We start from the raw sequence: 22,892 nt of genomic DNA, 5'->3' as shown, positions 1-22,892 counted from the left end.
TGTAACTTTGAGCAGAAAGGCAAGAACCATGATTGAAAAACAAAATGCCATTTGCTTAAAAAACCGCGGACTTATTCAAATTACAGGCGAAGAAGCAACAGATTTTCTACAATCCCTGATCACGACAGATGTAAAAAAAATCAGTCCACAGGAACTTTTCCCTGGAGCCCTTTTATCCCCACAAGGAAAGGTTCTTGCTGATTTTCTTATCGGAAAAAAAGAAGATGGTTACCTGATTGATATCAGGATGCCTTTAGCTGATACGCTCCATAAGCGTCTGTTGCTCTATAAGCTGCGCAAAAAAGTAGAAATTACACAACCATTCCAAGAGCTTGTTACAGTTTCTTTGAATAATGAATCAGATGCTTTAAATTTTGATTCAAGTTTTGTTGATAAACGCTTCCCACAAAAAGAAGAAATAATACGAATCTATGGCAAAAAACCTTTTTTAACTTCAGAATATCATGACACATGGAATCAATTGCGTATCCGTTATGCAATTGCGGAAAGTGATCAAGACTATGAAATTGGCAAAGTCTTTCCTCATGATATTAATTACGATCAAATCAATGGACTTGCATTCAATAAAGGATGTTATATTGGACAAGAAATTGTTTCACGAATGCACCACCGCCGTGCAGCACGTCGCCGTATTTTTATTGTAAAAGGCCAGTGTAAATTAACCCCTCAATCTAGCATTGAAGCAGGAACAAAAGCGCTTGGCTACTTGGGAACATGTGTAGAAAATGAGGCTCTTGCTTTAATGCGTATTGACCATGTCAAAGATGCTATGGATCATAACATCCCCTTTACTGTAAAAAACATTCCTGTCACTATAAGCATTGCTGAAAATATGAATTTTACCTTTCCTGAAAATACTATAGAAAACACTCATGGCTAAAGCTGAATTATTAAAAAATGGAGAAGCCCGCGCTTGGCAAAGAATGCTCTCTGGAAGGCGACTTGATCTTCTCAACCCTTCTCCTTTTGATGTTGAAATTGAAGATATTGCCCATGGACTTGCTCGCGTAGCACGTTGGAACGGTCAAACACGAGGAGAGCATGCCTATTCTGTTGCACAACATTCACTTTTGGTTGAACAAATATTTCAAAAACTTTTTCCACAATCGGGAAGCAACGAATGTCTTTATGCCCTTCTTCATGATGCTCCAGAATATGTCATCGGCGATATGATTTCCCCTTTTAAAGCTGTCATAGGAAAACAATATGAACGCGTTGAAAAGCGCATCCAAGATGCTATCCACATGCGCTTTTCTCTTCCCGTTGATCTTTCTCAAAAACTTTTAAAAAAAATTAAACAAGCCGACCGTATTGCTGCCTATTATGAAGCGATTACGCTTGCTGGATTTAATACAGAAGAAGCCTTTCGCTATTTTGGCTCTCCCAATAATATTCTACCCGATGATCTTAATTTATCCCCCTATTCTACCCAACACATTGAAAACGCATTTTTAACGCGCTTTAATGACTTGGATGTCCAAAGATTATAGCCCCTTCGCATTGTTGATTCCTTGTCATTACAGAATCATCACACTGACTTATAATAATAATTCATTGTTTTTTCATTTTGAATGAGAGCTCCTAATATCGTAAGCTTCACTCATTTCAAATCTGTTTATATTGAATCAATCAAAATCATTCTCTTGCACACCACAAGCGGGTCTGGCGTGTGGGTAAAATTTTTTAAAGAAAGAGTTAAAATGCTTCTTATGAACCATCTCAAGTGCTAAGCGCTGTCGCAGCATTGAAAATTGGCAAAGTGTGTGATGATGCCGGCTTGCTCTCTTATGAAGCGTAAAGACGGGAGTACTCTATAAATTTTATACACTTCATAAGGGACTTACCACTATACTATTCACGAACGCCGTCGCGAAATAGGTTGAGTACCTTAAGAAAGCTTTCTTTAAAAAAGCACGTGAATTAGCGACCCAATGGCGTTCTGTTTTGCATGAGAGGCGTGACTTCATTAAAGAAATGGAAAAAATCACAGTTCAAATTGCATACAAAATATATTAAAAATGCACATTCATTATCAAAATAACAAATGTTCTCTTGTCAAACCTTTCATCTTAAACTGAAGTTTATTTTAGTTTATAAACTTCATTATCCGCTGGGAAAGCACGAGATGTGACATCCTCTGCATAATTCTTTATTGCAGTTTCCATCGCTTGTTCAAGGTCTCCATAACGGCGTACAAATTTTGGCACATGAGAACCATAGCCCAACATATCTTCCATAACCAATACTTGCCCATCACATTGATTGGACGCCCCTATACCGATCGTAGGGATAGAAAGCTTATCTGTCAGTTTCACCGCTAAAGGTTCAACCATTGCTTCTAAAACAACAGCAAAAGCACCTGCCTCTTCAATCGCTGCTCCATCTGCTTCAATTCTTTGCCAATCATTCTCCTTGCGTCCTTGTGTTTTAAAACCACCAAAACGATTCATTGCTTGGGGTGTAAGACCAATGTGCCCCATCACTGGAATGCCACGTTTACACAAAAAATCTACTGTTTCGGCTATATAAACGCCCCCTTCAAGCTTAACTGCACCACACCCCGTTTGTGCAAGAATGCGCGATGCATTTAAAAAAGCTTGCTCTGGACTTTCCTCATAAGAACCAAAAGGCATATCAATAACAACAAGAGCTTTTTGAGATCCACGCACCACGGCTTTCCCGTGTGAAATCATCATATCTAAATTAACAGGAAGCGTTGTCTCAAACCCATACACAACCATCCCAACGCTATCACCAACCAAAAGGATATCGCAATATGGATCAGCAATCCGCGCAGTATAAGCTTGATAAGCTGTTAAAGAAACAATTGGCTGTTGTCCCTTTCGTGCACGTATTTCGGAAGATGTTATACGCTTTACGGTTTTATGTACACTCATTTTCCACCCTTCTCTTGCAATATATATTGATCAATCAGCCTTATCTCACCAAAGCGGACAGTAAGAAGTAAAACTGCTGGTTTATTCAATGTTCCTTTAACCACGCATAAAGTTTCCATATCCCGTAAATCTATCGCTTCAATGATTGCACGCGTTTCTTGTTGTAAAATATCACGAACAGTTTTGCATAATTTATCAACCGACCGTTCACCTTCATGATAAAGCTTTTCAGCAGCTTTTCCACTTTCAGGAATAATTTTGGCAGCTTTACGATCTTCTAATGTTAAAAGCTGATTGCGTGAAGAACACGCTACACCATCTGACTCCCGTAGAATAGGAACTCCAACGATTTCAATAGGAAAAGCCAAATCTTCAACCATACGCCGAATAATTAAAATTTGTTGAAAATCTTTTTCCCCAAAAAAAGCCTTATCTGGTTGGACAATGTTAAAAAGTTTAGCAACAACGCTTGTTACACCACAAAAATGCCCCGGACGTAATTTTCCCATCAAAATACGTGATAATTTTTTCACTTGTACAATTGTATCATTCCCCAGTGGCCACATTTCATCGACAGAAGGAGCAAAAACACATTCAACACCTGCTTCTTTTAACAAAGCACAATCGCCCTTCAAATCTCTTGGATATTGAGAAAAATCTTCATGAGGTCCAAATTGCTTTGGATTGACAAAAATAGAAACCACTACGCGATCACACATTGCTCTTGCATACTGTACTAATGCAAGATGTCCATCATGCAATGCCCCCATTGTTGGAACAAAACCAATCGAAAAACCTAAACGTCGTTCCTCTGAAGTATATTGGCGGACTTCAGCAATTGTCTTTAAAATTCTCATTTTCCCATTCAATTATCATCAGATCAACCAATTAATGCCTGTACACCAAATTGACGCTCAAACAATTGTATCAAATTCATGCGCACTGACGGCTGCTTTATATCTCGTGGCTCCCAGACATGACGCATAAGAAAAAAACCCGTCAGTATAAAACCATTTATTATGTCACTAAAATCAGCAGGACGAGTCGTTCTTTGTACAAGAAACTGTGGTAGAATGAGAAGCTTTTTTTTCCAAGGTTCCCCTGCTTCTTCACAGACAGCCCGTCCAGATTTTGGTGATACGTAATGAAGCCTTTCCTGACGACCTGTTGCAGCACAACAAGATAAATCAAGACCAAAACCAAGTTCTTCAAGAAGCCGCATTTCAAAACGTACAAGCAATTCTGCATTTACAAATGGTTCATCAAAATTCTGCATAAAAAGGTGTAAAATATCATATAAAATGGGGTGCGGATCACGTTCGGGAAGAAGCCGCAAATGAAAAGCTATCAATTGCAAAGTATAAAGTGCTTCTGGTAGACAGATTAATCGTGCCGCATGTAAATCAAGAGCTTCAAGCCGAAAAAGTCCCAAATGTTCGTCTAAACGAGCCCACCATTCAGCCTCCACAAAATTTCCAGGTTGAAGAAGAGCTGCCATGCGACGCGAGCGCCCCCCTTTTACCACTCCCATATAACGACCATGTTCACGTGTCATAATCTCAAGAATAACACTTGTTTCACCATATTGGCGTGTACCAAGTATAACGGCTTGTTCTTTCCACTTCATTTTACTTTAATTATTTTTAAAAATCTCATTTTAAAAAATCCAATCCCATTTCACGATAACGTTCTGGATCGGTATCCCAATTATCGCGCACTTTCACAAAGAGAAAAAGATGCACCTTTTGATCCATAATTTCCATGAGTTCTTTACGTGCTGCTTGACCAATCGCTTTAATTGTATCGCCTTTTGCTCCTAAGACAATTTTTTTCTGACTCTCACGCTCGACATAAATAACTTGATTAATTTTAACGGAACCATCTGAACGCTCTTCCCAGTTTTCTGTTTCAACCGTTGAGGAATAAGGAAGTTCATCATGAAGACGAAGAAAAAGTTTTTCACGCGTAATTTCAGCAGCAAGATGACGCATAGGCATATCAGAAATTTGATCTTCCGGATAATACCATGGCCCTTCCTGCATCATGTTACTCAACGCATGAAGTAAATCCTTGCAACCAGAACCGTTTAGAGCAGAAATCATAAATGTTTGCGCAAACTTTACACGTTCATTTATTTTAGTGGTTAACGCTAGAAGAGATGATTTAACAACTGTATCAACCTTATTAAGAACAAGAACTTTTTCTTGTTTCATATTGTTTACAATATCTAACATCATATCAACTTCATCCGAAAGACCACTTTGAGCGTCAATTAAAACGAGTAGAACATCAGCGCTCTTAGCCCCTCCCCAAGCAGCAGAGACCATGGCTCGTTCTAAGCGCTTATGGGGACGAAAAACACCCGGTGTATCGACCAACACAATTTGCACATCATCATGAATGACAATACCGCGGATTAAAGTTCGTGTTGTTTGTACCTTATGTGTTACAATTGAAACCTTTGTTCCAACCAATTGATTAACCAGTGTCGATTTACCGGCATTAGGCATCCCAATAAGCACAACAAACCCAGAACGCGTTTTCATAACGTCACTCATGATCATTTTTTCCCACTGTTTTCCATACACCCTCTCGTCGCAAAATTTTTTCAGCTGCCATTCTTTCAGCATATCTTTTGGAGCTTCCCTGCCCAATCTCTGAAGCAAACCCAGAAATACTGACCTCTACAATAAAAACAGGATCGTGATCTGGACCTGAACGTTTTATAACCTGATAATGTGGTTGTGCATTGCCTTGGATATGCGCCCATTCCTGTAATTCTGTCTTGGCATCACGTCGACCAGCATCCATTTTCTTTGCCCGACTTTGCCAATATTTTTGAATAAAAGGGCGAACGCTTTCCAATCCTCCATCGAGATATATTACGGCAATCAAAGCTTCCACGACATCTGCATGCATGTTGATAAGTCGACGCCCCTCAAAATTTTTCATCTCAAAACCAACACGGATCATATCAGGAAGTCTCATTTCACGCGCAATATCAGCACATGTCTGTGCATTGACCAGATGATTTAAACGGACTGATAATTCACCTTCACTTGCCTGAGGAAAAAGTTGATACAGCATCTCTGCAATCAAAAGCCCTAAAATCCGATCCCCTAGAAACTCTAGTCGTTCATAATTCCCCTGTTCCGAATCTTGTACACTCGAGTGTGTTAATGCCTTCTTTAACCTCTCTTCATCTTTAAAACGATGCCCCGTCAGCTTGAAAAGCTGATCAATCATGAGACGTTTCATCGTTGTTTCCTTGCTTGATAAGCGGCAAATCATGAACCGTATTTATGAAAGAAAACAAACGTTTCCAACGCACATCAAATGGCCAGCGCCAAATCTGCCAAGCACTTGAACCATTACTGATAGAAAAGAAAATCACGCTCGCGCGACCAATAAGATTTTCTTCTGGAACATAGCCTACATCTAAACGACTATCATCTGAATTGTCGCGGTTATCTCCCATCATAAAGTAATGTCCTTGAGGAACTTCAAAGACTTCTGTATCATCAACTTTCGGGATGAAAGCTAAATCAAGTGTATCATAACTGACACCGTTAGGCATTGTCTCGCGATAAACCTCAACAGGATAGTTAACCTCTGTTATATCAGAATTATCAATCTCCCCCATAAAGTGACGTGAAACAGCCTCATCATTAATATAAAGGACACTTTGACGGACTTGTATACGATCACCTGGTAGCCCAACAACGCGTTTTATATAATCAATCTTCGGATTACTTGGTAAGCGAAAAACGACCACATCTCCACGTTGAGGTTGAGATGCCCAAATCCGTCCAGAAAAAAGAGGAGGAGAAAAGGGGATGGAAAAACGAGAATACCCATATGCATACTTAGAAACAAACAGATAATCTCCCACCAACAAAGTAGGACGCATTGAACCGGAAGGAATACTAAACGGCTGGAAAAAAAGTGTCCGAATAAACGCTGCTAAAAGCAAAGCCTGTATTAAAACAGAAATAAATTCACGAAGCCCACCTTTTTTTTCTTTTTTATGCACTTTATCTTTTTGGATCATCACCAACTGCCTTCTCATCACAGATATAATTTTTTTCATCATAATATTCAAATAACAAAAGCACAATCTCTCATGCCATCTATCCACGTGGAAGTGCTTCGATAATAATAAATGCCTGTGCCCAAGGAAAATCATCTGTTATACTAAGATGAATAACTGCATCATGATGAGGAGGTAATAACTTTTGAAGTTGCACTTGCGCACGATTTGTTAATTGCATTATTGGTTTACCAGATGGCAAATTAACTACCCCCATGTCTTTCCAATTGATACCACAAGCGATTCCCGTTCCTAAGGCTTTAGCACATGCTTCTTTAGCAGCAAATCTTTTTGCATAGGAAGAGGAGCTTTTTTTGAGATTTTCAGATCTATTTCTTTCAATATCCGTAAAAATACGTTCGATAAAACGCTCACCATAACGAACCAACATTTTCTCAATACGTCGTATATCAACCAGATCATTTCCAAGACCAATAATCATAAGATATTACCCGATCTTTCTTACGATGAGCGCTTCTTTAAACGCCTTTTTTTATAATCTTTTGATATCGCTTTTGTTTAAAACGAACCGTTGCTCTGTAAACAGCTATATAAGATAAACCACCAAAAACAATACCTAAAAGAGTTCCCCCTAAAATCATAGGACTCATAATTGTGTCCCATGCGCCTTTAAAGAGGAGAGAGAGATTTGACAATGTCAAACCATTAAATAGAGCACGAATTTGCGAAAGAGAAATCTCTTTGACATCGCTAAAAAGTGATAAACAAAAATACCCTACTTTATAATCAGCCATGACAATCAATAAAAATGTGAGTGGATTAGAAAAAATTGTCCCAATGATTGCGGCAGCAAAGTTTGCACGCAAAAGCCAAGAAAAAAATATTGCCAAAATAATATGCAGCCCAAAGAAAGGGGAACAAGCTAAAAAAACGCCAACAGCAACCCCTAATGCTACTTCATGCGGTGTTGCTGATATACGCAAAATACGTTTATGTATGTAGCAAAATGAGCGAGAAAATGAACGACGTGGCCATAACCAAAGTCGAATACGCGTTACAAAATCTATTGGTTCTCGACGACGAAAAAGCATATGACTCTCAATATACATCTTTTGATGATGAAATAATCTATATCATCCAAATTAATCTTTTTAAGCTTTTGCACAAAAAAAATAGAACGACAATTAAATATTTCGACTGCCTGGTTTAATCGCGGGAAGAACAGAAAGCTCTGCAGGAAGTGCATCACTAGCATAAGAGGTTATCTCGTATTCAGCAAGCGCAATCAATGGAACTCCAACATTGACCTTACCACCAGAACGATCAAGGATACATGCACTGGCCAATACCTCTGCTCCTGCTGCAACAAGCGCTTCAACAGTCTCACGAATGGAAAGACCCGTTGTTACAATATCTTCAACAATAACAACCCGTGCACCCTTCTTGATTTCAAAACGACGCAATTCAAAGATGCCATTTACACGCTCTACCCAAAGAGAAGGAACACCAAGGTGACGTGAAGTTTCATAGGAAGGAATAAGACCACCAATTGCGGGACCAACAACATAGTCAATTTTTCCCTCGATAGATTTTTTGATTTTTTTAGCCAATCCACGACATAACTTTTCCGTCAAGTTAGCATGCATGAATACTTTCGCTTTTTGCATATAAGTCGCACTATGGCGCCCCGATGTTAAAATAAAATGCCCTTCTAGAATAGCATCTGCTTGTCTAAAAATATCAATGACATCTTGTGTATTCATTGCACAATCTTTCTTTTTATCCATGAACCCGCCGTACTGTACTTACTGAACCTGCCTTTTTTAACTGAGAAAAAATACGATTCAAATGTTTTAAATCCCACACTTCCAAATCAATCATAATTTCTGTAAAATCTGGTGCTGTACGGATAAAAGATAAATTTTGGATATTGGCATCGTTAGCAGAAATTATTTGTGTAATTTCAGCCAAAGAACCAGGACTATTTACAACCAAAATATTCATCCGTGCAGGAAAACGTTCATTCATTTGGGCATCAATATCCCAGCGAACATCAATCCATCGTTCTGGCTGATCATCATACGCCATCAAAGCTGAAGACTGTATTGGATAAATAACGATCCCAGCTCCTGGCTGCATAATACCAACAATCCGATCTCCAGGTACTGCTCCTTCCGGTGAAAAACGTACGGGTATATCTCCACGGGTTCCTCTAATAGGCAATGCTTTAGATTGATGATTCTCGACCTTTGCATTCTTTTCATTTTCTGGAACTTTAAAAATCATACCTTGAGCATTTTCAATATTAAACCAACCTTCTTCCCCAGGCTTAAAAGATGACTTTTGTACCACACGGTGATCTTGATAATCAGGATAAACCGCTTTAATCACATCAGCGGAAAACAGCTCTCCACGCCCAACAGCAGCCAATACATCCTCTACATCTTTACGTGCTAAACGTGGCAAAACTTTCTTCAAAAGATCTTTTGAAAATTGCTTTCCCATATATTCAAATGAACGCTCGAGAATACGATATCCTAAACCCGAATATTGTTTACGTACCGCTGCACGACTTGCTCGTCGAATAGCTGAACGTGCTTTACCCGTGACAACAAGAAATTCCCATGCTGCTGGCGGAATTTGAGCGTGTGAGCGAATAATATCAACCTCATCACCATTTTTTAATTTGGTCATTAAAGGCATAATACGACCATTGATTTTTACACCCACACAAGAATCACCGATGTCTGTATGGACGGCATAAGCAAAATCAATAGGCGTAGCTCCTTTAGGAAAAGCAATTAATCGACCTTTCGGCGTAAAACAAAAAACTTGGTCTTGAAAAAGCTCAAGTTTTGTATGTTCTAAAAACTCTTCTGGATTATCTCCATCAGACAAAGATTGTATCGTTTGACGCAACCATGCATAGGCATTCGTTTCACTTGATAACTTCACAGTCGAATAATTGGAACCATGCTCTTTATAGATGGAATGAGCAGCAACCCCATATTCAGCAACTTCATCCATAGCAGCCGTTCTAATTTGCAACTCAACACGTTGTCTTGAAGGGCCAACAATTGTTGTATGAATAGAACGATAATCATTTTGCTTTGGTATAGAGATATAATCTTTGAAACGACCAGGAACCATTGGCCATGTCGTATGAATGACACCAAGAGCACGATAACAATCATTCACGGACTCAACAATCACACGAAATCCAAAAATATCCGATAATTGTTCAAAAGATAATGCTTTACTTTCCATTTTGCGAAAGACTGAATAAGATTTTTTCTGACGGCTTTTAACATCTGCTTTAATGCCATGCTCGAAAAAAAGTTTTGTCAATTCATTTTCAATTGTGGAAAGCAAATCACGGTTGTGTTTCAATAATTCAGAAAGTCGATTGGTAATCGTACGATAACCTTCTGGATTTAAATAAAAGAAAGAGAGATCCTCTAATTCCTCACGCATATCCTGCATACCCATACGACCTGCAAGTGGCGCATAGATATCCATCGTCTCCTCAGCAATTCGCCGACGTTTATCATCACGCATAACACCAAGGGTACGCATATTATGAAGACGATCAGCAAGTTTGACTAAAAGAACACGAACATCATCAGAAATAGCAATAAGAAGTTTACGAAGATTTTCTGCTTGTACGGCTTTCTTTGATACAAGATCAAGCTTATTAAGCTTTGTAAGCCCTTCAACCAACTTCCCAATTTCAGAACCAAAAAGCTGATCAATTTCTGCTCGTGTAGCGCTTGTATCTTCAATTGTATCATGCAAAAGAGCAACAGCAATCGTTGCCTCGTCCAACCGCATATCTGTCAAAATAGCAGCAACTTCTAAAGGATGAGAAAAATAAAGATCACCTGATGCACGCTTTTGATGTGCATGCTTTTTCATTGCATAATCATAGGCCCTGTTTAAAAGAGCCTCATCTACGTCAGACTTGTAACGTTGAACACGTCCAACAAGCTCACACTGACGCATCATACGAGCATATCCTTTATCTTTTCACACCTCTAATCTTTATTGAACATGTCCTATCAATAAAAGACAAGAAAAATAATTGCTCCTTACATGACAAGGTATCTTTACTCCTGTAACATAAATTGCTGCAATTAATAATCGTCACTTTTTTCTGGAACAACCAAACCTTCAATACCCGCTAAAAGCTCTTCTTCTGACATATGATCAAATGAAGTACCTTCTTCTTGCGACGACGTATTAAAAACACTTTCAGCTTCACCTGAATGGGTAATAAATTCACTTGCTATTTCTGGCTCATCTACTTCCACATGCTTTTGCAACGAATGAATAAGGTCTTCCTTTAAATCAGCAGGCGACAATGTTTCTTCTGCTATTTCACGCAAAGCAACAACTGGATTTTTATCATTATCACGATCAACCGTAATCTGCGCTCCTTGTGAAATCTGACGCGCCCGATGACCTGCTAAAAGTACCAATTCAAAGCGGTTGTCAACTTTATCAATACAATCTTCTACCGTTACGCGGGCCATTTATGCCTCTTTCTCAAATAAAAAAATTTAATAGCGGATAAAGGAGTATATACAATAATCAAAATAAAACACAAGAAAAACAACACAAACTTTTATATTTTTTGATTAAAGAACTTATTTAAAAAAATTCTTGGAAAATTTATAAAAATGTATAACCTATTCATGCTCGTTATCAAAATTTCTTTTAAAAGCATTCCAATAGATTGACTTCAAACGAAGGGAGGTCTTTCTTGACAAAATACTTGTCTGGAGTCCTTATCCTTTTAAAAGGAATACCTGCTGTTTAAACCCTTTGCAATAACAGCAGCCTTATACATACTTTTTATGATAATATCTTTATCTAAAGAGACAACTTTTTTTCTTTGAACATCATGTGTATTGCACTCTTATTCATCGAATAAATTACTGAAAGATGACCTCTCTTTACACAATAATGAGCAATAAGTTTATATTAAACTTTCTTCTAAAAAAGTTTATTTATACTCATTATAGATTGTTTATCAAAACATAACCCGTCATATACGCTATATAAAGACTCAAAAAAATAGAAAAACGATTGATGCCTAACACCATGAATAGCCAATTAACATCACTTTGCCCAGAACCACCCAAAAATTGCAATTTATGTCCTAGGCTTCATCAATTTATCGCTGGCTGGCGTGTAAAAGAACCAAGTTGGTATAACGCACCGGTGCGCCCATTCTTTCCTTATAAAGGGCCAGATACAACACGCCTTCTTATTGTTGGGCTTGCTCCTGGATTACGCGGAGCAAATCGAACTGGACGTCCATTTACTGGTGATTATGCTGGGCACTTACTTTATTCAACTTTAAAAAAGTTTGGTTTTGCCCAAGGAACCTTTGAAGAAAGAGCAGACGATACTCTTGAACTTATTGATGCAGCAATTGTTAACTCTGTTCGTTGTGTTCCACCAGAAAATAAACCCACCGGTGCAGAAATTAACACGTGCCGCTATTTCTTCTCACCTCTTTTAACAAATCTTCCCAAACTTAAAGCCGTTATTACCTTAGGCACCATTGCGCACCATTCAACGATACGTGCCCTTAATGCAAAAGTTTTAGCTCACCCTTTTGGACACGGCGAAATCAATAACATCGGCAGATTACGCATCTTTTCGAGCTATCACTGTTCTCGTTATAATACAAATACTGGACGTTTGACAGACGCCATGTTTCATCAAATCTTTCAAGCAGCAAAAACATACTTAGATCAATGCTAAAACTGTTTTAAACAGCGCTATGAATAAAGAATATCTAGATCGCATCCATTAGCCATACCTTTTTAAAAGTCTTGCTTTCTCACGTCCCCAATCACGTTTTTTTTCCGTTTCGCGCTTATCATGAAGCTTTTTCCCCCGCGCTAGAGCGATCTCCAACTTAACGCGCCCTCGTTCATTAAAATAAAGTTTGAGAGGAACAAGTGTCATTCCTTCACGAGACGTTGCATTAAAAAAACGTGCCATCTCACGTTTTGAAAGTAATAATTTGCGCAAACGTCGTGGTTCATGATTAAAACGATTAGCCTGCGTATATTCAGGAATATAGCTGTTTACTAACCATAATTCCCCATTCTCAAAACTCGCATAGCTTTCAGCAATATTGGCATGATTAGAACGTAAGGACTTCACTTCCGCTCCCTGAAGGACAAGACCAGCCTCGAGATTATTAAGGATTTCAAAATTAAAACGTGCTTTACGATTGTCAGCAATTATTTTCCGTACGGGCGCGTTCTTTTTTTTATTCATGGCTTTGTCAATATCATTTTATGCTTTTAAAAGACCAGCATGACTGAGGGCTGCATCAATAATCTTCTTTGTTCTTTCTGTTAATGGAACAATAGGAGAACGCACAGTATCACCACAAAATCCTAATTTTGCAGCAGCATATTTAATACCTGCTGGACTAGGTTCAATAAACAGAGCACGATTAAGAGGCATCAAGCGATCATTTAATTCTCGTGCTGTTTTATAATCACCACGAAAACAAGCGGCTTGAAGCTCTGCACAAAGCTTTGGAGCAACATTAGAGGAAACTGAAATACACCCCATACCTCCATGTGCATTAAAACCTAACGCCGTACAATCATCACCGGAAAGCTGCACAAAATCTTTTCCACACTTTTCACCTTGTTCACTAACGCGCTCAATTCTGCTCGTTGCATCCTTAACACCAATGATATTGTTAAAATCTTGATAAAGGTCTTTCATCGTTTCTACAGCCATATCGATAATAGAACGACCAGGAATATTATAAATTATAATCGGAATAGAAACAGCTTTGGCAATGGAAGAAAAATGCTTGTATAAACCAGATTGATTTGGTCTATTATAATAGGGAGTGACAACCAAAACTGCATCTGCACCAGCTTTTTGCGCGTATTGTGCAAGCTCTACAGCCTCGCTTGTGCTATTTGATCCCGCTCCAGCAACAACAGGAACACGCTTTGCAACCTGCTCAACACACAATTCTATAATCCGCTTATGTTCTTCATGACTTAACGTTGCTGATTCACCTGTTGTCCCAACAGGGCTTACACCGTTAATCCCTTGTGTGATCTGCCATTCAACAAAATCACAAAACGCCTTCTCATCAATCGCGCCCTTGTTATCAAACGGTGTGATAAGCGCAGTTATAGCTCCCTTGAGCATGATAAACTCCCTATAATGTTTGCTTTTATTTTTTTATAATCGCCTTTTATAAATTTTAAATAGAGCATAATCTTGCTCTATCATTGAAGCAAGATGAATTTCAAAAAAAGCCCCCATAAGATGAAAATGTCCCTCCTTAAATGTTGAACATTTCTTTAAAATAAGCCGTCTATATTAACGCGTTTTTCATGCTTGTGTTCTATAAATCCTTAAGTTTTTACAAAAAGCAAGGTCTCAAGGTCTTTTCTCTATGCGTGTATTTTCCACCTCTCTTTTCGTATCAACCTTTACTACACTTATACTGGCAATAAGAATTTTATTTTCAAGTGCATACGCGCAAACACCCCTTTTGCAAGGGAAAGTACCAATCCCTTTGGTTCGCCCTACTCCCTTTACCGCAAAAGAAGCTCAAGAATCTCTTCAACAGATACACACTACATCACACAATACTGCTACACTTCAGCAACTGAAAACTGGGCTAGATGCACTAGCAAACAACAATATTGCAAAAACAATAAATCTTCGTAATTCAATGGAAAAACATAGCCTTGATCGTCATATTTTGACATGGGCGCTGGGGGTGTCAAACCAAGCTAATATACCCAGTTCTGAAATATTTAATGCAATCAACATGCTAAAAGGATGGCCCGGTATAGAAACGATGCAACGCAATGCTGAACGTGCTTTTCTTAACGAAACCAACGTCACACGCGCAATCATCCAAAAATTTTCTCATCACCCGCCCCAAACAGCACAAGGGATGGCTCTCTTCGCTAAAGCACTTATCGCAACGGGACAAACCACTCGTGCTCAACACGTTATTGCGCCATGGTGGCATAAAACACAGCTTAATGCAAAAGAAGAAGTATTTGTTCTTAAAAATGCAAACGCTGCATTAAAACCTATTGATCATTTGAGACGCATGCAGTTTATGCTCTATGCACATCGTTTTGATTCAGCAGCACGCGTTGCAAAATTAGCCCATGCTCAATCTCTTTTTAATGCTTTTGTGGCCGTTGAAAAAAATGATCCTAGAGCTACACAAAAATTAAAAGCTGTAGAGAGATCATGGCAAAAAGATCCTCTTTTTCAGTTTGCTCGAATACGCCATCTTCGACGAACAGAGCAATATGATGCAGCAGCAGCACTCATGATGAAAACATCAAAAGATGCATTCCGCCTTATGAACCCTCATTCATTGTGGAAAGAACAACGCGCCCTTTCTCGTGAAATGCTCGATTTAAACAAACCAAAAATTGCTTATCAACTTGTTGCAATGCACACTGGTATAACATCTGCATTAGCCGTCGATGCTGAGTTTCATGCAGGGTGGTATGCACTACGGTTTCTTCATAACCCTAAATTGGCAATGCAGCATTTTTCACGTATTCCTCAACTCTCTTCTTTACCTTTTTATGCATCACGTGGATATTACTGGATGGGACGAACAGCAGAAACGCTAGAAGAACATCAAAATGCCCAGCAATACTTTCATCGCGCAGCTCATTTTGGTGCAACTTACTATGGTCAATTAGCCGCTGCACGACTCAACCAAAAAAAGCTTAAAGTTTTCTTTCCCAAACCAACAACCGCTGAGCGACAACATTTTAGTGCACGAAAAGCGATCAAAGCAATTCAACGTCTTGAAGCAGCCGGCTATGCTGATTTTGCTAAAATTTTTTATAGAGAGCTCGGAAAAAAAATAGAAAGCCCCGGTGAATTAGCTCTTCTGGCTGTTATGGCAGAAAAAAATGGAGACTATTATACCAGCCTCAAAATTGGAAAAATGGCTGTTTTTCAGGGGAAAAATGTCGGTGCACTCTCTCATCCTCTGGGAGCTATACCAGCTTCTGCTCATATTTCTGTAGAAGAAAAATCGCTTATCTATGCCATTGCACGCCAAGAAAGCGAATTTAATCCAACAGCCATATCAAAAGCAGGTGCACAAGGTATACTCCAATTGCTTCCTACAACAGCAAAAGCACTGGCAAAAAAATACTCAATCGCATGGTCTCCTAAAAAATTTAGCAGTGATGCTCATTATAATGCAACATTAGGTGCTCATTTTCTCAATGAACAATTAGAACGTTTTAATGGATCCTATATACTAACTCTTATTGGCTATAATGCGGGTCCCCGTCGAGTCAATGAATGGATAAAACGTTATGGCGATCCTCGAGGTCAATCTCTCGATAACGTCATTGATTGGATTGAACGTATTCCTTATACAGAAACACGTAATTACGTGATGCGTGTCATGGAAAATTATGGTGTCTACAAAGCAAGACTCACTGGGAAAATAGATATAAAAACCGACTTGCTTTCTGGTCGACGGAAATAATATGCCTTAACTTCCCAAATAGCATTTGAAAGCGTTGATAAGAAGTGTTTTTATTCCTTTTTAAATAGTACCATACCCACTTTCTTAGGACGTATAAGAAAGTAATTTTAATTGATTCAGTATTAATAAATTCGAAATGATGAATTATCATTATAAATCAACAGGTAGTACAAATAATTCCTTTCTTCTCAACATAGACGACAATATCATAGAGATTACAAATATAAGAGAAGAGTGAAACAAATAGCTCATCCTTTTACTGTTGCTTATTAGTCAATATTCAAATCTTGTGAAACAGCATCTTTTAAGACTATTTTTCCTGCTTATAACATTTCTATACCAAATAAGAGCACGTTATTATATATATCGTTTGGATTATCTCTGATAACAGAAAGACAGACTCATTGAGTTAGAAAGCCTTAAAGACAAACAATTCTCTTCTGCCCCTTCCCTTTTCATTCGGTTCTACGACTTTTAAATATGTCAATATCTTTTAATGATGAAGATGAAGCTTTGCTTTTTTTTCTTATTTTTACATATAAGCTCACATCCTTCACACAAAACAGAGCATCCCAAAATAGTATGTTTTTCTTATTTATATTATTGTTTTATTTTAATGTTTCTAAGTCCATTTCACAACGGTGTATCTGAAAAGTACTTACGAAAATCCTCTCATGAATGGTATAAAAATCGATTAGACCTTTAATTAATAAAAGCTATAGCTCTATCATCCCTTAACTCCCAATGTTGCAAAAGCCCTTTCATTTAGAGCACTCATAAGAAGTATATTCACTGCTTTTTAGAAGTTTTTTATCCATGCTCCTCCTCAACTTGTATCATAAGTAAGCGGATGGTTTTGATTGATTCAACATCAAAAAAATTCGAATAAATTATATTTGAACTTTCATTAAAATTATAAATCAATATATTATAAGAAAAGCGCCCCGCATAAAAAATCAGCTAAATATTAGGGATACTCTAATTGTTTTATTCACTTTTGATGGTGGTGGTGGTGGAAAAGAACCAACGCGTCGAAGGGCTGCCATCGCTAATCGATCAAGTTCCGGGTCACCAGCAGAGACTGCTACACGACTAGAAAAAATACTCCCCTGCTCATGCACCATAAATTCTAACTTCACCGTTCCTTTTGTACGATTGGTGCGCTGTCCCACAATATAATTTTTTTGCCTTTCTAATTGTGACTGTACCTTTGCTAACCACTCCATTAACAACATATCTTCAAGCCCTGCTGTCCCGCCGCCCTTGTTGATGGAAGAAGAACGTACCGCCTTTGCATTGGAGCGCTTTACTACAGCCTTTGGCATCGGTATTGTTTTTTTGATAAACGCTTTATGCTCCACTTTTTGAGGTAGGGGTTCTTCCAAAGGCTTTAAGTCATCTTGTTCTACTATATGCTGAGGTTCTTCCGATTGAATTTCATCCACGGATTCCAATCCTTCTGACTCCTGCTCTAGGAGATCAGACTGTAATACTTCTTGCTCTGTATTAATATCCGACTCTCTATGAATATCTGGCAAGTCTGTATCAACATCCGGATATACAGTTTCTTGCATAAAAGTCAGCATAATCTCCGACGAGAGCAAACCATTACTTATACCAGTACTTTGAAAATAAAACTGTGCTGCCAATAATACATGCAAAAAGAAAGCCCCAATAAATGCACCAATCCAAAGAGTTAATAATTGTTTCGTATTTGCAAAATTCATCGTTTCTTCTGCCACTATTTTAAGCTTAATATTGGTGTTCAATCTCATTAAAACAGGCTATTTTGAAATTGCAACTTTTTTCTTGACTGATTTTGTCATGTTTAATATGGTCTTCTAATGATTTTGTGCCGTTGTCAAAATCATTCCTACTTGGCTGGCAAGTTTTAATCAGTGAGTCCAGCCTTTTTGTATTAAAAAATTTCAAAACAGAGAGGGGATGTTTAAAAGGGTTATGATGTGTTATGCAAATAAGACGAAAAAATATCTATAAAAGCTGTGTAATTTTAAGTGCATTATCGGTCTGTATACCTTCATTTGTTTTTGCACAAAATAAAGATGGAAGTGCTGTCACTGAACTCAAACCAATCCTTATTAAAGGAAAAAAAATAGAAGATGCTTCAAATTCAATAACCATTCTGACTGATCGTAAGACCAACAAGAATATTGATGAAAGACAAATAACTGATGTTTATGATGTGAGTCGTCTTAATCCTTCCGTATCCTATAACTCAGAAAATAACAGTTTCGTTATTCGGGGTTTAGATGCAAACCGTGTTCTTACGACAATGGATGGTATTTCTCTTCCATGGTTTAATGATATATTCCGTGGTGGAGGTGGAAACACAACTTTTGATTTCAATGCTCTTTCTACGTTTGATACTATTCAGGGATCAGATTCTAGTCTTTATGGTTCTGGTGCCTTAGGGGGAATCATTGCGTTGCGTACCCTTGATCCTGAAGACCTGATCGTGGAAGAAAAGAATTGGGGAAGCCTTATAAAAGGTGGTTATAATTCTGTTGATAACAGCTGGCGCATCGATCAAGCTTTTGCTGTGCGTAATTACCGGACATTTTTACTTTTTCAAGGATCTTATGTAGAAGGTCATGAGCGCAAAAATATGGGAACAGTAGAAGGGTATGAGGAACGCACGCGCAAAAACCCTTCTCACTTTGATAAAAATAACTTGCTTTTTAAAATTCATCAATATTTGAGTGATAATCACCGCCTTGGTTTTACCGCAGAGCGTTTTGGTCATAATAGTAACACACATGAATTAAATTCGTCTAAAAGATACGCTCCAGGTTCCGTTTATGAGCAGGATAATAAACTTCGTGAGCGCTTTTCTCTTTCTTATAATTATAATGGTAATGGTGATGCAGTTCTTGATGCGTTTAATGGGCAGCTTTATTGGCAAAGGCAATCAAGTCGTTACGTTATGACAGGTGTTCGTGTTTCGGCTCCCAAAGGGGATTATTTGAGAGATAATTTCTTGCGTAATATCAATTATGGTTTCAATGCTGATGCCCTTAAAAAAGTGGATTTTGGCACTATAAACCATACGTTAAAGTTTGTAATGAATGTTTCGTCATCTAAATTTCATCACTATTTGTTAGGTAAAGACAATTGTCATATAAAAGAATACGCTCGGGGATGTCTTTTTGTTCCTGCTAATCGATCAGATTCACCAGACACAAATGGTTACAATTTAGGTTTTGTTTTTGAAGATGAAATTGGGTTGGCTGATGATCGTTTTCGTGTAACACCGGGAATCCGGTATGATTGGTACAAATATGTTCCTCAGAAAACACCTTCTTATGAGAAAGCACTGATTTCTGATAAATTCCCTCCAGAAAGAAGTGGTTCACGCTTTTCTCCTAAATTACGCGTGGAGTGGGATGTTCGTAATCAAGTAACGCTCTATGCTCAGTGGGCACAGGCTTTTCGTGCACCACGTATTTCAGAACTTTACGTCTCTTATATCAAACCTTCTGCTTATTACGTGAAAGGGAATCCTGATCTTCAACCAGAAACAAGCAATGGGTATGATGTTGGTCTACGGTATGGAAATGTAAATTTCGGTGGTTCCTTCAATGCCTTTTTCAATCAATATAAGAATTTCATAGATACTGAGGATAGAGGGCCATCAGAGGAATTTAGATTTGCGCGTCGGCATTACATGAATCGTTTTCACGTGCAAATTTTTGGTGTTGAGACAAAAGCTCATTTAGTTCTTAAAAATGGTTTTCATACCAATGTTGCTCTTGCTTATTCACAAGGAAAAGATCTTGATAAAAAGGAGTATCTTAACTCAATTCCTCCTTTGAAAGCAGTTATCGGATTAGGATATGCAAAAGAGGTTTGGGGAAGCGATATTATCCTTACTTTGGCAGCTAAACGTGACAAAGTAGCCGGAGAATCTGATTACCAAAAAATTCCAGGATATCATGTCGTTGATATGACAGGGTGGTGGAAACCATTCGGTGAAACGGGACCTATTCTAAGAGCCGGTGTTTATAATCTTTTCAATACAAAATATTGGAATGTATCTGAACTTCCTTCAGGTAAAAGTTCAACACCAAAAGATTATTATAGCCAGCCTGGTCGTAACTTTAAGGTGTCGTTTGTACAAAAGTTTTAGTCACTTCTGTTAATTATTCGGTCAATAAAATCGTATTGATAAAAGGATTAATTATTGTGTTTCTATTTTCAACGTCTTTAAAATTACAAAGATTTGGTAGAAAAGTTTTAATTCTTTCTGTTTTATCGTTTTTTGATTGCTCAGCTGTTGGCGATAGAGTGTTATTTTGTGATAGATTGAACTCTTAAAAGAATTTAATTTATTGCCTTGGAATTGTAAAATTTGAAAGTTAGTTTTTGAGTTAAGTAACATAAGGTAAATTCATGGCACATACAGCTGAAATGATTCTTCGTTTGCGTGAAGAAAAAAAAGAAATGCGAAACCGCGATTTTGCGGTTTCGATTGGTATATCTGAAGCGGAGCTTATTGCGGCTTATTGTACCATTGGAAAAGCAAAAAGGCTACAAACTGATGTTGCTACTCTCTTGGAAAATGCACCTCGACTTGGAACCGTCATGGTCTTAACTCGCAATGAATATGCTGTTCACGAAATAACGGGACGCTTTGAAAAAATTGTTCAAAACGAACATATTCCTATCACACTTGGTGAAATTGATTTGCGTATTTTTACAAAACAATGGAAGTTCGGTTTTGAATATGATGTCGTTATTCTTGGAAAACCTACAAAAAGTCTGCAATTCTTTGATCAACATGGCGTTGCTATTTTAAAGGTCTATTCTAAAGATATGACAAATATGGACGAGTGGAATAAACTTGTTGAAAAGCTCCTTCTTGAAGATCAGTCTCCTGTTCTTAACATTCTTCCCGTTTCTCTCCCAGCCCAATGTGACATAACAGAATTGGATATTGAGAGTTTTCGGGATCGTTGGCGGAAAATGACAGATGTACACCAACTTCACAAAATTATTTCCGAATTTAAAATTAATCGACATCATGCTGTAAAATATGTTGGTAATGAATTTGCCGATGAATTACAGGTAAATGCTGTTGAAATAATGCTTAACCAAGTCGCACAACAAGAACTGCCAATCATGTGTTTTGTTGGGAATAAAGGGTGTATTCAAATTTTTAGTGGGACTGTAAAAAATATTAAGCAAATGGGACCTTGGCTTAATGTTCTTGATCCAAGATTTGACCTTCATTTACTCACGTCTGGGATTGCTAGAGTATGGCATGTTCGCAAACCTACCCGTGATGGTTATGTCAGTTCACTTGAAGTTTTCGATAAAGATGATGAGATGGTTATTCAATTTTTTGGCGTACGCAAGGAGGGTCAAAAAGAACGTGAAGATTGGCGTTCTTTATTGAATAGTTTGCCATCATGCCAAGAAAACAGCAGTAACTAAGATAAGATAAGATAAGGTTAGACATGTTCATATCTCTTTTACATAGGTTATCAAACCTTTTTCTTACGTGTTTACTGCTCTCTCTTACTTGTTTTTCTAAACAAGTAATTGCTGAACCTGCAACGCGTTTTCCTGAAAATGCTCGAATTGTTTCTATCGGCGGAGCACTTACAGAAATTGTCTATGCATTGGGAGCCCAAGATCAACTTGTCGCCCGTGATAGTACAAGCGTCTACCCACAAGAAGCGCTCAAGCTTCCTGTGCTTGGATATATGCGTGCTCTTTCACCTGAGGGGGTTTTATCACTTGCTCCAGAGGGTATATTGCTTGTTGAAGGAAGTGGTCCCGCTTCAACAATTGATATTCTCAAAAAAACATCAATACCTCTGGTGATCATACCAGAAGACTACTCCCGTGAAAATGTGATAGAAAAGATTCGCCTCGTTGGTCAAGCCATTCATCGGGAAGTGCAAGCCGCGGCGTTAATTGAGAAATTGAAGCGTAATTTTTTAGACAACGATGCGCGTTTGGCGAAAGTAACAACACCAAAGCGTGTTCTTTTTGTTTTCTCTGTGCAAAATGGACGCGTCATGGCATCTGGAACAGGTACTGCAGCTGATAGTATGATCAAACTTTCAGGCGCTATCAATGCTATCACCGATTATAAAGGATATAAACTTCTCAACGGCGAAGCATTATTGAAATCAGATCCTGATGTTATTTTGCTTGTAAAACATGGTGCAAGATCAACCAGCATTGATAAGATTTTAGCCATACCGGCAGTTCAAGCAACAACTGCAGCGAAAAATCATGCCATAAAACAGATGGATGCTATGTATTTTTTGGGATTTGGTCCACGTACTGCAGACGCATCAAGAGAGCTTATTGAGATACTTTATGGTGCACATCAAAACGGTAAGAGCTGATA

General features: G+C 38.1%; 21 protein-coding genes and 1 pseudogene. 8 read left to right on the top strand and 14 right to left on the bottom strand.

Going from position 1 to position 22,892, the window contains the following annotated elements; translation table 11 throughout:
* Nucleotides 1–28: 28 nt before the first annotated feature.
* The 3 genes and pseudogenes from ACFIMA_RS01885 to ACFIMA_RS01875 all read left to right on the top strand — a co-directional run.
* Nucleotides 29–901 (top strand): YgfZ/GcvT domain-containing protein, encoded by an 873-nt coding sequence (locus ACFIMA_RS01885; RefSeq protein ID WP_375693041.1) that lies wholly within the window; start codon nt 29–31, stop codon nt 899–901.
* Complete coding sequence (locus ACFIMA_RS01880; protein WP_375693040.1) at nt 894–1,511, top strand: YfbR-like 5'-deoxynucleotidase; 618 nt, start codon at nt 894–896, stop codon at nt 1,509–1,511. Before ACFIMA_RS01885 ends, ACFIMA_RS01880 begins: the two co-directional genes overlap by 8 nt.
* Nucleotides 1,512–1,862: 351 nt before the next feature.
* Nucleotides 1,863–2,004 (top strand): annotated as a pseudogene (locus ACFIMA_RS01875) (integrase); the annotation flags it as partial.
* A gap of 98 nt (nt 2,005–2,102) precedes the next feature.
* On the opposite strand, the gene panB reads toward ACFIMA_RS01875, so the two are convergent.
* The 11 genes from panB to rpoZ form a co-directional block, all read right to left on the bottom strand.
* Complete coding sequence (panB, locus tag ACFIMA_RS01870) at nt 2,103–2,918, bottom strand: 3-methyl-2-oxobutanoate hydroxymethyltransferase (protein ID WP_375612945.1); 816 nt, start codon at nt 2,916–2,918, stop codon at nt 2,103–2,105.
* Complete coding sequence (gene panC, locus ACFIMA_RS01865; RefSeq protein ID WP_375612946.1) at nt 2,915–3,775, bottom strand: pantoate--beta-alanine ligase; 861 nt, start codon at nt 3,773–3,775, stop codon at nt 2,915–2,917. The genes panB and panC overlap by 4 nt, the downstream gene beginning before the upstream one ends.
* 23 nt (nt 3,776–3,798) lie before the next feature.
* A complete protein-coding gene (gene recO / locus ACFIMA_RS01860) occupies nt 3,799–4,545 on the bottom strand; it encodes a DNA repair protein RecO (RefSeq protein ID WP_375612947.1) in 747 nt (248 codons plus the stop codon).
* Between the two features lie 25 nt (nt 4,546–4,570).
* Nucleotides 4,571–5,476 carry a GTPase Era gene (era, locus tag ACFIMA_RS01855; RefSeq protein ID WP_012754937.1) on the bottom strand — a complete coding sequence of 302 codons (906 nt, stop codon included), beginning with the start codon at nt 5,474–5,476 and terminating at the stop codon, nt 4,571–4,573.
* Nucleotides 5,469–6,176: a ribonuclease III gene (gene rnc, locus ACFIMA_RS01850; protein WP_375693039.1), complete on the bottom strand. Its 708-nt coding sequence runs from the start codon at nt 6,174–6,176 to the stop codon at nt 5,469–5,471. Before rnc ends, era begins: the two co-directional genes overlap by 8 nt.
* On the bottom strand, nt 6,157–6,969 hold the full coding sequence (gene lepB / locus ACFIMA_RS01845; protein ID WP_375611213.1) for a signal peptidase I: 813 nt from the start codon (nt 6,967–6,969) through the stop codon (nt 6,157–6,159). Before lepB ends, rnc begins: the two co-directional genes overlap by 20 nt.
* A 79-nt stretch (nt 6,970–7,048) precedes the next feature.
* Nucleotides 7,049–7,450: a holo-ACP synthase gene (acpS, locus tag ACFIMA_RS01840; RefSeq protein WP_375652288.1), complete on the bottom strand. Its 402-nt coding sequence runs from the start codon at nt 7,448–7,450 to the stop codon at nt 7,049–7,051.
* A 37-nt stretch (nt 7,451–7,487) separates the two neighbouring features.
* A complete protein-coding gene (locus ACFIMA_RS01835) occupies nt 7,488–8,060 on the bottom strand; it encodes a DUF2062 domain-containing protein (protein ID WP_375693038.1) in 573 nt (190 codons plus the stop codon).
* A 93-nt stretch (nt 8,061–8,153) separates the two neighbouring features.
* On the bottom strand, nt 8,154–8,732 hold the full coding sequence (gene pyrE, locus ACFIMA_RS01830; protein ID WP_375652362.1) for an orotate phosphoribosyltransferase: 579 nt from the start codon (nt 8,730–8,732) through the stop codon (nt 8,154–8,156).
* Between the two features lie 16 nt (nt 8,733–8,748).
* Nucleotides 8,749–10,974, bottom strand: a complete 2,226-nt coding sequence (locus tag ACFIMA_RS01825) for a RelA/SpoT family protein (protein ID WP_375693037.1) — start codon at nt 10,972–10,974, stop codon at nt 8,749–8,751.
* A 128-nt stretch (nt 10,975–11,102) separates the two neighbouring features.
* A complete protein-coding gene (rpoZ, locus tag ACFIMA_RS01820; RefSeq protein WP_375693036.1) occupies nt 11,103–11,501 on the bottom strand; it encodes a DNA-directed RNA polymerase subunit omega in 399 nt (132 codons plus the stop codon).
* A 571-nt stretch (nt 11,502–12,072) separates the two neighbouring features.
* Between rpoZ and ACFIMA_RS01815 the strand changes: the two genes are divergently transcribed.
* Nucleotides 12,073–12,741 (top strand): uracil-DNA glycosylase, encoded by a 669-nt coding sequence (locus ACFIMA_RS01815; RefSeq protein WP_375693046.1) that lies wholly within the window; start codon nt 12,073–12,075, stop codon nt 12,739–12,741.
* A 48-nt stretch (nt 12,742–12,789) separates the two neighbouring features.
* Here the strand turns inward: ACFIMA_RS01815 and smpB are convergent, their stop codons facing one another.
* Nucleotides 12,790–13,266, bottom strand: a complete 477-nt coding sequence (gene smpB / locus ACFIMA_RS01810; protein ID WP_012231306.1) for an SsrA-binding protein SmpB — start codon at nt 13,264–13,266, stop codon at nt 12,790–12,792.
* A gap of 18 nt (nt 13,267–13,284) precedes the next feature.
* On the bottom strand, nt 13,285–14,169 hold the full coding sequence (dapA, locus tag ACFIMA_RS01805) for a 4-hydroxy-tetrahydrodipicolinate synthase (protein WP_375611210.1): 885 nt from the start codon (nt 14,167–14,169) through the stop codon (nt 13,285–13,287).
* A 250-nt stretch (nt 14,170–14,419) separates the two neighbouring features.
* Here dapA and ACFIMA_RS01800 point away from each other — a divergent pair, with 250 nt between their 5' ends.
* Nucleotides 14,420–16,510, top strand: coding sequence for a lytic transglycosylase domain-containing protein (locus ACFIMA_RS01800; protein WP_375652289.1), 2,091 nt, complete (start codon nt 14,420–14,422; stop codon nt 16,508–16,510).
* Between the two features lie 956 nt (nt 16,511–17,466).
* Here the strand turns inward: ACFIMA_RS01800 and ACFIMA_RS01795 are convergent.
* Nucleotides 17,467–18,237 carry an energy transducer TonB gene (locus ACFIMA_RS01795; protein ID WP_375631808.1) on the bottom strand — a complete coding sequence of 257 codons (771 nt, stop codon included), beginning with the start codon at nt 18,235–18,237 and terminating at the stop codon, nt 17,467–17,469.
* Nucleotides 18,238–18,479: 242 nt separating this feature from the next.
* On the opposite strand from ACFIMA_RS01795, the gene ACFIMA_RS01790 reads away from it, so the two are divergent.
* From ACFIMA_RS01790 to ACFIMA_RS01780, 3 genes are all read left to right on the top strand, one after another.
* Nucleotides 18,480–20,657 carry a TonB-dependent hemoglobin/transferrin/lactoferrin family receptor gene (locus ACFIMA_RS01790; protein WP_375693035.1) on the top strand — a complete coding sequence of 726 codons (2,178 nt, stop codon included), beginning with the start codon at nt 18,480–18,482 and terminating at the stop codon, nt 20,655–20,657.
* A 263-nt stretch (nt 20,658–20,920) separates the two neighbouring features.
* Nucleotides 20,921–21,964, top strand: coding sequence for a hemin-degrading factor (locus tag ACFIMA_RS01785; protein ID WP_375631693.1), 1,044 nt, complete (start codon nt 20,921–20,923; stop codon nt 21,962–21,964).
* A gap of 23 nt (nt 21,965–21,987) precedes the next feature.
* Nucleotides 21,988–22,890, top strand: coding sequence for a hemin ABC transporter substrate-binding protein (locus ACFIMA_RS01780; RefSeq protein WP_375649502.1), 903 nt, complete (start codon nt 21,988–21,990; stop codon nt 22,888–22,890).
* The last annotated feature ends 2 nt before the right edge of the window (nt 22,891–22,892 follow it).

It is taken from the genome of Bartonella sp. AP88HLJMH (assembly GCF_042195605.1).
Classification (GTDB): domain Bacteria; phylum Pseudomonadota; class Alphaproteobacteria; order Rhizobiales; family Rhizobiaceae; genus Bartonella.
Note: the sequence above shows the minus strand (reverse complement) of the source record. Positions and strands in the feature narration are given on the sequence as shown.